General features: G+C 71.2%; 10 protein-coding genes. 6 read left to right on the top strand and 4 right to left on the bottom strand.

Annotated elements, in window-relative coordinates:
• Nucleotides 1–179 precede the first annotated feature (179 nt).
• On the top strand, nucleotides 180–1,889 hold the full coding sequence (locus tag BMY07_RS23945; RefSeq protein ID WP_218150743.1) for a serine/threonine-protein kinase: 1,710 nt from the start codon (nucleotides 180–182) through the stop codon (nucleotides 1,887–1,889).
• Here the strand turns inward: BMY07_RS23945 and BMY07_RS23940 are convergent.
• The gene (locus BMY07_RS23940) at nucleotides 1,877–3,070 is read right to left on the bottom strand and encodes an MFS transporter (protein ID WP_092782928.1); all 1,194 of its coding nucleotides are present in this window, start codon (nucleotides 3,068–3,070) and stop codon (nucleotides 1,877–1,879) included. The genes BMY07_RS23945 and BMY07_RS23940 overlap by 13 nt on opposite strands.
• Nucleotides 3,071–3,535: 465 nt before the next feature.
• On the opposite strand from BMY07_RS23940, the gene BMY07_RS23935 reads away from it, so the two are divergent.
• Nucleotides 3,536–4,270 carry an NHL repeat-containing protein gene (locus BMY07_RS23935; RefSeq protein ID WP_245782610.1) on the top strand — a complete coding sequence of 245 codons (735 nt, stop codon included), beginning with the start codon at nucleotides 3,536–3,538 and terminating at the stop codon, nucleotides 4,268–4,270.
• Nucleotides 4,271–4,362: 92 nt separating this feature from the next.
• A complete protein-coding gene (locus BMY07_RS23930; protein WP_092782922.1) occupies nucleotides 4,363–5,163 on the top strand; it encodes a DUF1684 domain-containing protein in 801 nt (266 codons plus the stop codon).
• A 42-nt stretch (nucleotides 5,164–5,205) separates the two neighbouring features.
• Here the strand turns inward: BMY07_RS23930 and BMY07_RS23925 are convergent, their stop codons facing one another.
• On the bottom strand, nucleotides 5,206–5,934 hold the full coding sequence (locus BMY07_RS23925; RefSeq protein WP_092782919.1) for a DUF899 family protein: 729 nt from the start codon (nucleotides 5,932–5,934) through the stop codon (nucleotides 5,206–5,208).
• A 9-nt stretch (nucleotides 5,935–5,943) separates the two neighbouring features.
• Nucleotides 5,944–6,819, bottom strand: a complete 876-nt coding sequence (locus tag BMY07_RS23920; RefSeq protein ID WP_143073614.1) for a WD40 repeat domain-containing protein — start codon at nucleotides 6,817–6,819, stop codon at nucleotides 5,944–5,946.
• A gap of 178 nt (nucleotides 6,820–6,997) precedes the next feature.
• Between BMY07_RS23920 and BMY07_RS23915 the strand changes: the two genes are divergently transcribed.
• Nucleotides 6,998–9,067: an ATP-binding protein gene (locus BMY07_RS23915; RefSeq protein WP_092783071.1), complete on the top strand. Its 2,070-nt coding sequence runs from the start codon at nucleotides 6,998–7,000 to the stop codon at nucleotides 9,065–9,067.
• Nucleotides 9,068–9,083: 16 nt separating this feature from the next.
• On the opposite strand, the gene BMY07_RS23910 is transcribed toward BMY07_RS23915, so the two are convergent.
• A complete protein-coding gene (locus BMY07_RS23910; RefSeq protein ID WP_092782913.1) occupies nucleotides 9,084–12,275 on the bottom strand; it encodes a S8 family serine peptidase in 3,192 nt (1,063 codons plus the stop codon).
• A gap of 171 nt (nucleotides 12,276–12,446) precedes the next feature.
• On the opposite strand from BMY07_RS23910, the gene BMY07_RS23905 reads away from it, so the two are divergent.
• Together BMY07_RS23905 and BMY07_RS23900 are read left to right on the top strand one after the other, a co-directional pair.
• On the top strand, nucleotides 12,447–12,932 hold the full coding sequence (locus tag BMY07_RS23905) for a DUF1269 domain-containing protein (RefSeq protein ID WP_092782910.1): 486 nt from the start codon (nucleotides 12,447–12,449) through the stop codon (nucleotides 12,930–12,932).
• 84 nt (nucleotides 12,933–13,016) lie between these two features.
• Nucleotides 13,017–13,628, top strand: a complete 612-nt coding sequence (locus BMY07_RS23900) for a GAP family protein (RefSeq protein WP_245782609.1) — start codon at nucleotides 13,017–13,019, stop codon at nucleotides 13,626–13,628.
• Nucleotides 13,629–13,630: the final 2 nt, after the last annotated feature.

Raw genomic sequence — 13,630 nt, 5'->3', positions numbered from 1 at the left:
CCTCAGGACCGGCGGAGACCGACCTGTCGCCACCCGGCCCGGTTGCCCAGCGGGGGCGGACAGGGGTGACGCTGGGTGGTTGGGTGGGCACACCTTTTCCGGGGCGATCGGGGCGTTCACCTGTGTGAATGTGGCCAGCGTCGGTGGGGTGGCGGGGTGGGGTTGCTAGCGTGTGCGCGGTGTCGGAGCGAGGGCAGACCGGGCGCGTGGTGGGTGGCCGGTTCGAGTTGTTGGGGCGGCTGGGCAGTGGCGGTATGGGCACGGTCTGGCGCGCCAGGGACGTGGGGTTGGAGCGCGAGGTCGCGATCAAGGAGATGCGACCCGCCGACGCCGCGTTGTTCGACCACAACCCCGCCCTGGCGGCGCAGCAGCGGGAGCGGGTGCTGCGGGAGTCGCGGGCGCTGGCCCGGTTGCAGCACCCGAACGTGGTCTCGATCTACCAGATCATCGAGTCGGACGACTCGCCGTACCCGTGGATCGTCATGGAGCTGGTCCGGGGCACCTCCCTGGACGCGCGCCTGCTGGAGGGCACGCTCGGGCCCGCCGAGGCCGCCCGCATCGGACGCGGGGTGCTCGGGGCGTTGCGCGCGGCGCACGCGGCGGGGGTGCTGCACCGGGACGTGAAGCCGGGCAACGTCCTGTTGCGCCTGGACGGCAGTGCCGTGCTCACCGACTTCGGGATCGCCGCGCTCAACGACTCCGGGCAGCTCACCGCGACCGGCGAGGTGATCGGGTCGCCGGAGTACATCGCCCCGGAGCGGCTGCTCGGCGACGAGACGAGGACCGCGTCGGACCTGTGGTCGTTGGCGATGCTGCTGTACGTGGCCGTCGAGGGCTACCACCCGATGCGGCGCGCGACGACGATGGCGACCCTGGCCGCGGTGATGACCGAGCCGGTCCCGCCGCCGCGGCGCGCGGGTGCGCTCGGGCCGGTGCTCAGCGCGGTCCTCGTCCCCGACCCGAACGCCCGACCCGCCGCCGAGGTCCTCGACCGGATGCTCGCCGCGGCCGAGCAGGGGGCGCCGCTCGGGCCGCCCACCCCGGCCCGACCCGTCCTCCCGGGACCCCACACGCCCCCGCGACCCATCCCCACCGGGCCGCACGGGCCGCCCACGCCCGCCCGGCCGGTCCTGTCCGCACCGTCCACAGGTCCGTGGCAGCACCAGCACCCCGCGTACCGGCTGCCCGACAAGGTGTCGCAGCCGATCCGCAAGACCGCGCGCACCCGCGCCATCGTCGGTGTGGTGGCGGCCGCGCTCGTGCTCACCGTCACGCTGGTGCTCATCAAGGTCCTGAACAGCGACGACACTCCCGCGAACAACGGCGCGGCGCCGGAGGAGACGTCCTCGCAGGCCATCACCACCACCGCTGGGCAGAAGGTCACCGAGCGCACCAGTCAGGCCGCGAAGACCACCACGGCGACGACCACCACAACCGCTGCCGCGGCGGGCCCCGAGGAGCTGCTCACCACGGCGGGCGCGCGCAAGGTGGTCAGCGCGTTCAGCGGGGTCATGGGCGGCAGCAAGGTGTCCTCCCTCTACATCTACGGCAAGTACGCGATGGCGACCGCGCCGACCGCGGCGGTGAAGAACGGGTTCGACGACTTCGAGTACCGCAACGGCACCGCGGTCCGCAAGGGACCGGACGGGGTGGACGCCGACCGCGCCGTGGTCGACCTGAACAAGGTCAACTGGGACGCGCTGCCCGCCCTGTGGGAGCGGGCCAACAAGGAACTGGGCGTCGAAAAGCCCTCGATGCGCTACATCATCGTCGACACCGGCCTCATCGACCACGTCCCGGCGCTGAAGCTGTACGTCAGCGACGAGTACGGCGGCGGGTACCTGCTGGCCACCATCGAGGGCAAGGTGATCAGGCTCTACCCCCGGTGAACGCGGCGCAGCAGGACCGTGGTGACGAGGCTGCTCACCCCGGTCAGCGCCATCGCCACGCCGATCGGCAGGAACTCGGCGGCCGCGCCGAACACCAGGGGGCCGACGCCCTGGACGGTCATGGTCGCGGTGGAGAGCAACGCGAAGCCCTGCCCCTGGAGGTCGGATGGCACCGCCGCCAGGAAGCGTCGTTGCAGGCCCAGCAGGTAGGCCGACCCGAAGCCCGCGACCGCGAACACGGCAACGACACCCGCGTGCGGCAGCACTAGAGCCAACGCGACTGGTGGCGCGCCTAGGACCAGCAGTAGCGGTAAGACCAGGCGTTCACGTGTGGCTGGTGCGAACGCTCGACCGATCACTATGTCGCCGATGAGCATGCCCACCGGTAGACAGGCTAAGAGGACTCCGGTCTCCCCAGGGCTGAACGCGCGCTGCACGGAGTAAGGGATGAGCAGGCTTTCCGCTCCGGCCATGTAGGCAGCGGGTAGGCACTGCGCCAGGATCAGCGGGACGACTCCGGGAGCGGCTACGAGCGCGGCGTTGCCTTGCCAGCTCTTACGCACGATCGACCCGTTGGACCGGGCCATCTCCGTGCGCGGCAAGAGCAAGCGGCTGATCACCGACGCGAGCAGGTGCATCCCCGCGGTGACGAGCATCGTCCGCTCCACCCCCAGCCACGCGATCAGTCCCCCACCGGCGGCGAGCCCGATCAGCTGCGCCGCGACCGCGACCAGGTAGGACATGGACCGGCCGAGCACGTAGGCGTCACCGGTGAGGATCTCCGCCAGCACCCGGCCGAACGCCCCGGACGTGACCGGCGCCAGGCAGGCCACGGCGGCGACCAGCACCAGGCTCCCCGCGACCGAGGGGCTGCCGAACGCGAGCACCAGCCCGACCACGCACTGCAGCGCGTAGCCCGCGGCGATGAGCGTGCGCGGCGAGAACCGGTCCGCCATCGCCCCCAGGAACAGCCCGCCGACGACCTGCGGCAAGAACCCGACCGTGAACGCCACCGCCGCCAACAACGGCGAGTCCGTCCGCCGGTACACCACCACCGCCAGCGCGACCGACCGCAGCGTGTCCGCCGAGATGCCGAGCACCCGCCCGAGGAACAGCACCCGGAACCGGGGGACGGCGAGGACCTGCCCGTAGGTGGCCTTGGCCGCGAAGGCGTCAGTCATGATCAGGATGCTCCCAGACCCCGCACGCTGGTCAACCCGAATACCGCGCGGCCGCAACGGTTCCCAGCGGGTGAAGCACGTCCGCACCGGCACCAGTCAGTCCACAATGGAGCTTTCATGGGCGAAGCAGTCGGACGATGACGGCCGAGGTGAGCAGGCGGTGGTGACTCGGGTCGAGTGTCGTGGTGGCCGAGGTATCCGGCTGTGTTCTGGGGATGGCGTCACCCGGGTGGTGGTCTGGGGTCGGGGTGGGAGCGGGGCAGACTCCTGGGGATGATGCGGCGGATGTGGGTTGTGGTGGGAGTCCTGGTGGCTTTCGGGGTGGGGGGTGGGGTTGTTCCGGCCAGTGGGAGTGGGGATCGGGGGTGGCCGGAGGTGTTGCGGTTGCCGGACGGGTTTCGGCCGGAGGGGGTCGCCATCGGGGAGTGGCCGGTGGGGTATTTCGGGTCGTTGGGGGATGGGCGGGTGCAGCAGGTCGATCTGCGGACCGGGGTGGGGCGGCAGTTGAGCGCGCCGGTCGGGGGGTCGGCGGTGGGGTTGAAGGTGGAGTCGGGGCGGCACCGGTTGTTCGTGGCGGGTGGGAGTAGCGGTGAGATCCGGGTGGTGGACACCCGGGACGGGGCGTCGCTGGCCAGGTACAAGGTGGCCGGCGGGTTCCTCAACGACGTCGTGGTCACGAAGGACGCGGTGTGGGTGACGGACTCGTTCCTGGGGCAGCTCTACAAGGTCCCGCTGGGGCGCGACGGGAGCCTGCCCGCCGCGGCGGTGACCGTGCCGTTGGGTGGTGAGTGGGTGAACACGCCGAACTCGTTCAACGCCAACGGGATCGCGAGCACGCCGGACGGGCGGGCGCTGATCGTGGGGCACACCTCGTCCGGGAAGCTGTTCCGGGTGGACCCGGCGACCGGGGTGGCCAAGGCGGTCGACCTCGGTGGGGAGAGCGTGGTCGGCAACGACGGGCTGCTGCGGGTCGGGCGGGACCTGTACGTGGTCGAGAACGGCAGCAACCGGATCGCCAAGGTCGGGCTGCGGCCGGACGGGTCGGCGGGGGTCCTCGAGCGGCGGCTGACCGACTACCGGTTCGACGTCGCCACCACCGTCGCGGCCTACGGAGATCGCCTCTACGCGGTCAACGCGCGCTTCTCGACGCCGCCGACGCCCACGACCACCTACACCGCCGTGGCCGTGCCCCGGTTCTGACCTCCCGCCATGTGGGAGCCGGAATAGCGGGTCGCCCGCCGGGGCTATTGGCTGGTGACGTGGATCTACCAGCCAGGGAAGGGACGGGCGGGATGAGCACCGACGAGTTCGCCGGGCAGTGGCAGGCGTGGAAGGCCGAGCGGGAGCGGACCCTCGCCGACCCGGTCGGGTGGCTGGCGCTGGTGTCGCTGGACTGGCTCACCGAGCAGCCGACGGCCTACCAGGGCCTGCCCGGCCTGTGGTGGCAGGACGACGACGCGGCCTACGTCGACCCGGCGGGCGGCGACCTGAGCCACGACGGCAGGGCGCTCACCGAGGTCACCCGGTTCGACCTGGTGCTCAGCGGCCCGGGCACCCGGGTGCGGGCCGGGGACGTCGAGGTGGAGGTCGCCCGGCGCGGCGGGTACCTGATCCGGGTGCACGACCCGGCGGCGGAGGTGCTGGCGGGCTTCCGCGGCGTGCCCGCCTACGAGCCGGACGAGCGCTGGGTGGTGCGCGGGGTGTTCGAGCCCTTCGACGAGCCCCGGCCGACGACGGTGGGCGCGGTGGTGGCGGGCCTGACGCACGTCTACACCGCGCCGGGGGTCATCCGGTTCACGGTCGGCGGGGTCGAGCACACGCTGACGGCGTTCAACGGCAAGAAGGGCGGCTTCAGCGTCCTGTTCACCGACGCCACCAGCGGCGTGACCACCTACGCGGCCAACCGGTCGCTGGAGGTGGGTGACGCCGACGCCGATGGCGCGGTGGTGTTGGACTTCAACCGCGCGGTGAACCTGCCGTGCGCGTTCACGGCCTACGCCACGTGCCCGTTGCCGCCAGAGGGCAACCGGCTGCCGTTCCCGGTAGAGGCGGGCGAGAAGACCCCTTACGAGCAAGAGGCGTTGGCGCACTAGTCGACAGGGGGTGATCCGGCAGCGGGTCACCCCCTTCGGCGTTCACGTGCCCAGGTCGTCGTCGCGGCCTGCCTTGATCCGGGACCACTGGGCAGTCGGACGCCCGTCCTGCTGGAACTGGCCGCCCCGCGAGCCCCACAGCTGCGGCCAGCCCTCGGGCGAGTCCTCCCACAGCTCCTGCCTGCCGTGGACGGTCAGGTCCAGCAGGCCGTACGACGGGGCCATCGGTTCGTTGCCGCGGCCGGTGGTCCAGTAGGTCTCGTAGACCTTGTTGTCGTCGCGCAGGTAGCTGACCAGGATGCCGAAGTGCCGGTCCGCGACCAGCCGGTCCGCGGACTCGGGCGGCACGGAGTACCAGGGGACGGTCCAGCCCATGAAGTCGCGGTAGCGCGAACTCTCCTCGTACGGCCCCTGGCAGAAGGTCGCGTAGCTGACGTCGCGCGAGTGCAGGTACGACAGCTCGGTGATGTGGGTGGTGGAGAAGGTGCACCCCTCGCACTGGTCCGCCGCGGGCTTGCCCGTGTGCCACATGTGGAAGTACGCGACCAGCTTGGACCGGCCGTCGAAGACATCGATCAGCGGCACCGGGCCGTGGGCACCGGTCAGCGGGGTGGTCGGGTCGACCTCGACCATCGGCAGTCGACGGCGTTCGGCGGCCAGCGCGTCCCCGGCCCTGGTGTGGGCCTTCTCCCTGACCCGCAGTTCGTCGATCCTCGCCTGCCAGGCCTGCCGGTCCGTGACCTGCGGGAGGGGGTGTTCACCTGCTGTCATGGGACGTGTCTAGCCCGGTGCCGAGCGCGGCACAACCCCGTCGAGCAGGGCGTGGGGCGAGATCTCGTGTAACCGGCCGTCCGTGGTGCAGGCGATGAAGTGGTTGCCGGATCTGTGTAAGGCCGCGACACCTGTGATGGGTGTGGTGAGCCAATCGCGGGTGGGTAGGTCGTACAGGGCCAGCGGACCGGTGGGGGAACCGGTGGCGATGAACATGCCATCGGTCGTCACCGCGAGCGTGGCGAGGACATGGGGGCTCTGGACTGTCGTCGCCTCCGACTCGGACCAGAGCCGTAGTTCGGCGCCTACGGTCGCGAAACGGTTGTCCGGTAGGGCAATGCAGGCGTTGGCGTGCACATCATGCTTATGGCCCAACCGTTCGCCGGTGGTCATGTCCCACCAGGTGACACTGCCGTCCGCCGTTAGCGTGAGAACCACACCGTTGGCCACAGCCAGGTCTATGAGCGGGCTTCCAGGTGGGGTGACCGTCGTGACGGGCTGGAAGCTACTGGCGGTGAGTACCACTGCCTCGCCGGTGCTGGTGCCGATCGCGATGTGGTCCGCGAACGTGGCCGCGCTCGTGAGGGCTGACCGGTGTCGGTAGAGCGGACGGCCGGAGAGGGCGTCGAACAGGGTCCCGCTGCGTCCGCCTGCGACGACCGTTGGCCCTACCTGGTGCAAGAAGCCCGAAGGGCGGTCCAGCGTCGAGACCGGGACGCCGTCGCGGCGGACGGTGCCGCAGCGCTCCAGGGTCAGAACGGTGTCACCCAGCGTGGTGATGGCGGTCGGCGCGGAGTCGCACCAGGCGTGTTCCAGAAAGGGGGCGCTGAATTCCGCCACCGTCGTCCCGGTTCGGCCGAAAGAGCCGCGTTGATCCATTTCCACCCGCCTCACCTGCGGTGATGCCGTCCGGATAGGGTACTGAGACCCCTTTCCCACCCCGGCCGGAAAAGGGTTTTCCTGACCTTACCGAGCGTGTCAACCGAGCGTGATCGAGTATTTCGGCCATCACCCGTGCGGGGAAAGCGCTCAACCGGCGGCGGTGGTCGCCGATGACCCGCGCATGAAGGTGGGCACCTCGCTGGCGCGCACGGCGCTGTTCGCCGTGCTGTACCTCGTGGCGTCCGTCGCGGGGCGGCTGACGGTGATGGACAGCACCAACCTGAGCATGGTCTGGCCCGCCGCCGGGGTCGCGGTGGTCTGGTTCTGCGTGCAGCGCGACGTCACGACCCTGTGGGTGGACGCCTCCGTGCTCGCCGCCGTCACGATCGCGGTCAACATGTCCACCGGCGCCAGTCTCGGGCTCGCCGTGGTGGCCGTCGCCGCCAACCTCATCCAGGCCGGGGTGTTCGTCGCGGTCCTCGCCCGCTGGAACCCGGACCTGTGGTCACCGCGCTCGACCGTCGGCCCGCGTGACCTGTGGGGGCTGCTCGGCGCCGCCGCGCTGGCCACCCTCAGCGGCGTGGCCGTGGGCCCGACCGCGCTGTGGTTCGTCACCGGGCACTACTCGTGGATGGCCGCCGCGGTGTGGCTCGCCCGCAACACCGCGGGGATCCTGCTCGTCGGCGCCCTGGGGCTGTTCGTCGGCCGGGCGGTCAGCGCGCCGGGCTGGGTGGCCGCGGCCAGGGCCCGGTTCGCGCGGACGTCGCCGTGGCGGGTCGGCGAGTACCTCGCGGTCGCGGCCGGGTCGCTGGCCGCCTACCTGGTGGTGTTCGCGGTCAACCACACGCTGCCGCTGGCGTTCTCGCTCATCACGCTGACGGTGTGGGCGGCCAACCGGCTGCCGACGACGTTCGTGGTCGTGCACAACTTCGCGGTCGGCACGATCGCGGTGGTCTCCACGCTCCAGGGCGAGGGGCCGTTCGCCTCGGTCGGCTCGCACGCGGCCAAGGCGCTGATCGTCCAGCTGTTCATCACCCTGGTGGCCGTGGTCGGGCTCGCCCTGGCCCTCGGCCGCGACGAGCGGGTCGCGCTGCTGCGGGAGCTGGCGGCCAGCCAGCAGGAGGCGACCAGCCGGGCCGAGCTGATGGCCGCGATCATCGACTCCATGGGCGACGGGCTCACCGTGGTGGACGCCGATGGGCGGGTCACCCTGCGCAACCCGGCGGCGACACGCCTGATCGGCGGGCGCATCAGCCCAGACGACACCGTGCGGGACAGTGAGCACTATGGACTGTTCCACCTCGACGGGACGCCTATAGCCGCCGAGGACATGCCTTACGCGCGCGTTCTGGCTGGCCACGACGTGCACGAGATGGACATCTTGGTGCGCAACGACGGTGTGCCAGGTGGACGGATCATCAGCGTTAACGCCACCACGCTCCCTGACGGCCACGGGCACGGTAGCGCCGTCGTGCTGTTCCACGACGTCACCGCCGAACGTCGTCACCGCGATGAGTTGGCCACCTTCGCCGGAGTGGTGGCGCACGACCTCTTGAGCCCGCTGACAGTGGTCCAGTGTTGGACTGACGCCGCCAGTCAGTCACTGGATGCCGTGCCTGCTCACCCTGCGCTGGATCGCGCACAGGCCGGACTCGGCCGCGTCACGCGCGCGGCGACCCTGATGCGTGGATTGATCAGCGACCTTTTGGCGTACACGACCGCGCGGGACGCCGTGGTGGCACCGGTGGCGGTAGACCTGACTGCCCTGGTGGACGACATCACCGCCACACGTATCGACACCGCACTAGCGACTGGCGCCGCAGTGCCGGAGTTCTATGTAGAGCCGCTGGAGCCGGTGCACGCCGACTTGGTACTGGTGCGCCAACTCCTGGACAACCTCATCGGGAACGCGATCAAGTACACCGCTCCCGGGATCACCCCTCGGCTGCACCTAGCCGCAACGCGCCGAGGTGACACAGTGCGGGTGACCTTGACCGACAACGGAATCGGCATCCCCACGGGCCAGCACGACGCCATCTTCGACAACTTCCACCGCGCCCACCACACCGCCGACTACACGGGTACCGGCCTGGGCCTGGCCATCTGCAAGCGCATCGTCGAACGACACGGTGGCACCATCACCGCCACCGACAACCCGGCGGGCGGCTCCCGCTTCACCTTCACCCTGCCCGCCGTCGGTACCACCCGCAGGCCCACCGACCGCGCGGTGCTCACCGCCGCTCAGCAATAAGGGCTGTGCTAGAGAGCTACTTCAGCCCGTAGGCGCGGATGATGGTCTGGTCGACCGTGGCGCCATCCGCCGCCTTGGCGGTGGTCTTGAGGGAGACGTACTTGGCCGATGCCGGGTGGTAGAGGATCGCGAACGGGTTGGCCCCGTTGGCGATGACGGGGGCCGGGTGCCAGGTGGCGCCGTCGTCGTAGGAGATCTTCAGGGTCGGGGTGGAGACGCCGGTGTCACCGGAGCGCTGGGTGTAGATGGGGAGGACGAAGACGCGGCCTGCCTTGGCCTGGTTGTGGTCGTCCAGCGACGGGGCGAAGCGGACCACGGGGAGCTTGACGCGGGCCGCCGAGTCGCCGGGGGCGTGTTCGGTGGTGAACGTCCACTCGGCGGTCTGCTTGGTGGTCAGGTCGAACGGGGCTTCGCGGGTGCCCTCGGCGCGCAGGCGGTACGCGGCCCGCTCCGGCGGCAGGACGGCCCGGAGGTCGCCGCCGTAGTCGGACCTGGCCACCAGTTCGGTGCCGCGGAACAGCTCGGTCTTCGACGCCGCCGTGGTGGAGTAGCCGGAGTGGGTGGGGTCTTGGTCGGAGTAGAGCGGGATGCGGACACCGATCTCATCGCCCTCGCGGAAGACACCGGTGTAATCGGAGTCGGGTAGCGCCGCGCCGAACACGCCCGAGTTCCACTTCTGGACGGTGGGCCTGCCTGCCTGGTAGACCACCGGCTGGTCGACTGCCTGGACTGCCTGCGCCTCCCAATCGGAAGGCCCTTGGGAGAACGACTCGTACCACTCGATACCCGGGCTGTAGAGCTGGTCGAGCTTGGCGGGCAGCGGAAGCCGCGCAACACCGTTGAACGTGCCGAAGCCGCCCTTGCCCTGGGCCGCCGCCTCGCCGCGCACGCTGACCAGGTCGCGGTCGCGGTAGTGCCGCTTGAGGTTGTTGGGGACACGGTCGGGGTAGGTCGTACCGACGGAGTACTGGTAAGGGCTTCCGGCGAACCCTCCCTCGGCGTCCGGCTTCGCGAGCCTGGCCTGCACGGTGAACCGCGCGGCCCCCTTCTTCGCCACCGTGGTCGAGGGGATGAAGGAGAACGAGTCGAAGGTCGAGGTGATGATGCCGCTGCCGGTTGTCGAGTACGCGGTGTCCACCTCGAAGAGCGTCTGAGCGCTGCCGATCCGCGCGTCCTGGCGGTCGGTGGTGACCGCGAGTTCGGTGCCCTTCTCGCCATCGACCACCAGGTGTGTGTCCTTGGTGATCTCGACCCTGGGCTCGTACGCGACCACCACGTCGTTCGGCCCGAACGAGTCGCCGTCGAAGAAGTAGACACCCTTGGGCAGCCGGACGACGGACTTGGCCGGGCTGTCGAAGCTGCCGTACCCCCGCGGCTGGTCGAGGTTGACGAACCGGTAGAAGTAGCCCGCCGGGTCGGTGGACCGGTTCTTGAACTCGACGGTGACGTCGTAGCTCTCGACCTCCTTGTCCACCGCGAACGGCGTGCGGACGACGCTAGAGCCGCTGGTGGCGACAACAGCGCCCGAGTAGACGCCGTCAGGACCAGCGACCCGGGTGTCGGCGGTGACCGTCACCGATGCCGTACCTCCAGCGGGTACGACAACCTGGGACGGCGACACGGTCAGCAAATCAGGAGCGGCTCCAGGACCGCGGATGTCCGTGGTGACAGCGAGAGTGGCCGGGTTCGTACCCGCGTTGCGGTAGGTAAGAGTCCGGGTGACGACCGGGTCGTCATTGTGCGGCCAGCGGGCGATGCCGAGGCTCAGCGACGCGGCCTCCGCGGTGAGCTGCTGGGTGGTCGCGCGCACCACGTCCACACGGCCGCCGCCCTGCTCGAACGGGGTCAGCGCCGGGTTGGGCTTGGCGGTGCCGACGAGGGTGGCCTTGAGCCGGTCGGCCTTCCAGTCCGGGTGCTGCCCGGCCAGCAGGGCCGCGGCACCCGCGACGTGCGGGGTGGCCATGGAGGTGCCGGACAGCGCGACGTGCCTGTCCCCCACCGGGTCGCCGATCTGGCCGTGGGCGGCGCGGGCGGCGACGATGCCGACGCCGGGCGCGGTGATGTCGGGCTTGATCGCCCCGTCGCCCGCCCGCGGGCCCCGGGAGGAGAACGGCGCGAGCGACTCGTCGCGGGCGACGGCGCCGACGGTCAGCGCGGCGTCGGCGGCCGCGGGTGAGCCGACCTGGCCGGCAGAGTTGCCCGCGGCGACGACGAACAGCGTGCCGGTCTCGGCGGTGAGCCGGTTGACCGCCAGCGAGGCCGGGTCGTCACCGGCGGACGGGCTGGAACTGCCCAGGCTGAGGTTGACCACGTCGGCGCCCTCGGCCGCCGCCCACTCCATGCCCGCGATGACGTCGGACTCGTAGCCGCCGCCCTCGTCGCCCAGGACCTTGCCGTTGAGCAGGGTGCTGTCCGGCGCGACGCCCTGGTAGCGACCGGATCCCGTGACGGTGGCCGCGACGTGCGTGCCGTGGCCGACCCGGTCGTCGGTGTCGGGCGAGTCGCTGAAGTTGCGCGAGCGCGTGACAGCGCCCGCCAGGTCCGGGTGGGTCTCGTCGACGCCGGTGTCGAGCACGGCGACGGTGACGCCCTTGCCGGTCAGCCCGGCCTTCCACGCCTCCGGCGCGCCGATCTGCGGCACGCTGCGGTCCAGCGACGCGGTGACCCGGCCGTCGAGCCACACCTTCGTGAACCCGGCGGCCCGGGTGCTCACCAGCGGGGTTCCCTTGGGCAGGGCGAAGGACGCGCCACCGATGCTGGGCAGCGCGCGCTGCTCGGCGGCGGCGATCCCCGGCGCCGGGGCGTTCGCGGGGTAGGTGGCGATCAGCGGGGTGGTCGGGGTCGACCGGTCGTCGAACCCGTCCCGGATCAGCGCGGTGACGTCGAACAGCCGCTGGTCGAGCCTGCCCGCGCCGAGGTCGGCGAGCACGTCGGACGGGAGCACGTGCAGGTCGCCGCGCTCGTCGAGGCGCTGCACGAACCGCACGTGCTCGCGCCCGGGACCGGGGCGGACGATGGCGCGCTCGCCGACGACCGTGACGCGGTCGCCGGTCACCAGGGTCACCTGGCCCTGGTGACCGGTGGACGATCCCGCCTTCGGGGCGGGTTGGGCCCTGGCGTCGCCGACCGGCCCCACCGCGATCGTGGCCGCCGCCACCAGGGCGGCGGCGACCACCCCGGTCCGGTGCCGTCGAGGTCGTTGTGGCATAAGAGATCTCCCCCAAGCTCGGGCGGCGCTGCTCGCCGCGCACCCGTACGACGCCGAAGTGATCTTCGGCGTTGCGCCGCGGACCTCACCTGCCGGATGCGATGCGCCCGCCCCGGTGGCGCGGCGAGGCTGGGTGTCGACGACGCAGGGCCGACCAGGAGGGAACACCGCATGTCAGCGACCTTGACGGTATGGAAGTTCGGCACGGCCGAAGGAGCGGCGCGGGCGCAGGAGACCTTGGCGGAACTGCAACGGGAGGGCACGGTGACCCTCGTCGACGCGGCGGTGGTGACCTGGCCGGAGGGCGCGAACAAGCCGAAGACCAAGCAGCTGCACGGCCTCGCCGGGTCGGGCGCGCTGACCGGCTCGTTCTGGGGGCTGCTGTTCGGGATCCTGTTCTTCATGCCGATCCTGGGCATCGCGGTCGGCGCCGCGGCGGGCGCGCTGGGCGGCAAGTTCACCGACATCGGCATCGACGACGCGTTCATCGGGCAGGTGCGGGCCACCGTCACCCCGGGCACGTCCGCGCTGTTCCTGCTCACCGAGGACGTCGTCGTGGACCGGGTCCGCGCCGCGTTCCCCGGTGACCAGGCCGAGTTGGTGCACACGAACCTGAGCGAGGACCAGGAGACCGCGCTGCGGACCGCGTTCGCGTGATGACCACGACGGCCCGCGCCGCGCGCGGGCACCGGGGCGGGGACCTGTCGACCGGTCCCCGCTCCCTGGTGGCGGGAGGTGGGCGTGTCCGGTAGCACGGCGGTCCTGCCGCTGGCGATCACCATGATGGCGGGGCCGCAGATCCTGTCGGCGCTCGTGTTCGTCACCGCGCGGCGGCCGGTCGCCCTGTCGCTGGCGTTCATCGGCGGTGTGGCGGTGGGGGCGAGCGCGGGCGTCGTGGTGACGTCGTGGCTGGCGGGGCTCGTCCTGGTCGACGTCGAGCCGATGGGGCTGGGCATCGAGATCACGCTGGTGGCGGTCCTGGTGGGCATGGCGCTGTGGAACCTGGTGCAGCGCGACAGCGTCGAGCCGCCGCGGTGGCTGACCGGGATGATGGCGGCGGGCGCGGCCAGGGCGTTCCTCACCGCGGCCCTGCTGATCACCCTCTTCCCGTCCGACGCGGTGGTCCTGCTCACCGTCGGCACCGACCTCGCCCGCACCGGGTCGCCCGCGCTGGCCGCGTGGCCGTTCGTGCTGGCGACCACGGTCATCGCCGCGCTGCCCCTGCTGGCCTACCTGGCTTTCGGCGACCGGGCCCGGCGGGCGATGCCGCGGGTGCGGGAGTGGCTGACCAGCCACACCTGGCTGGTCAACGTGGTGGTGTGCCTGTTCTTCGTCCTGCTCATCCTGCTCTGAGG

This window comes from Actinokineospora terrae (assembly GCF_900111175.1).
Classification (GTDB): domain Bacteria; phylum Actinomycetota; class Actinomycetes; order Mycobacteriales; family Pseudonocardiaceae; genus Actinokineospora; species Actinokineospora terrae.
This window is presented reverse-complemented; position numbering and strand designations above follow the sequence as displayed.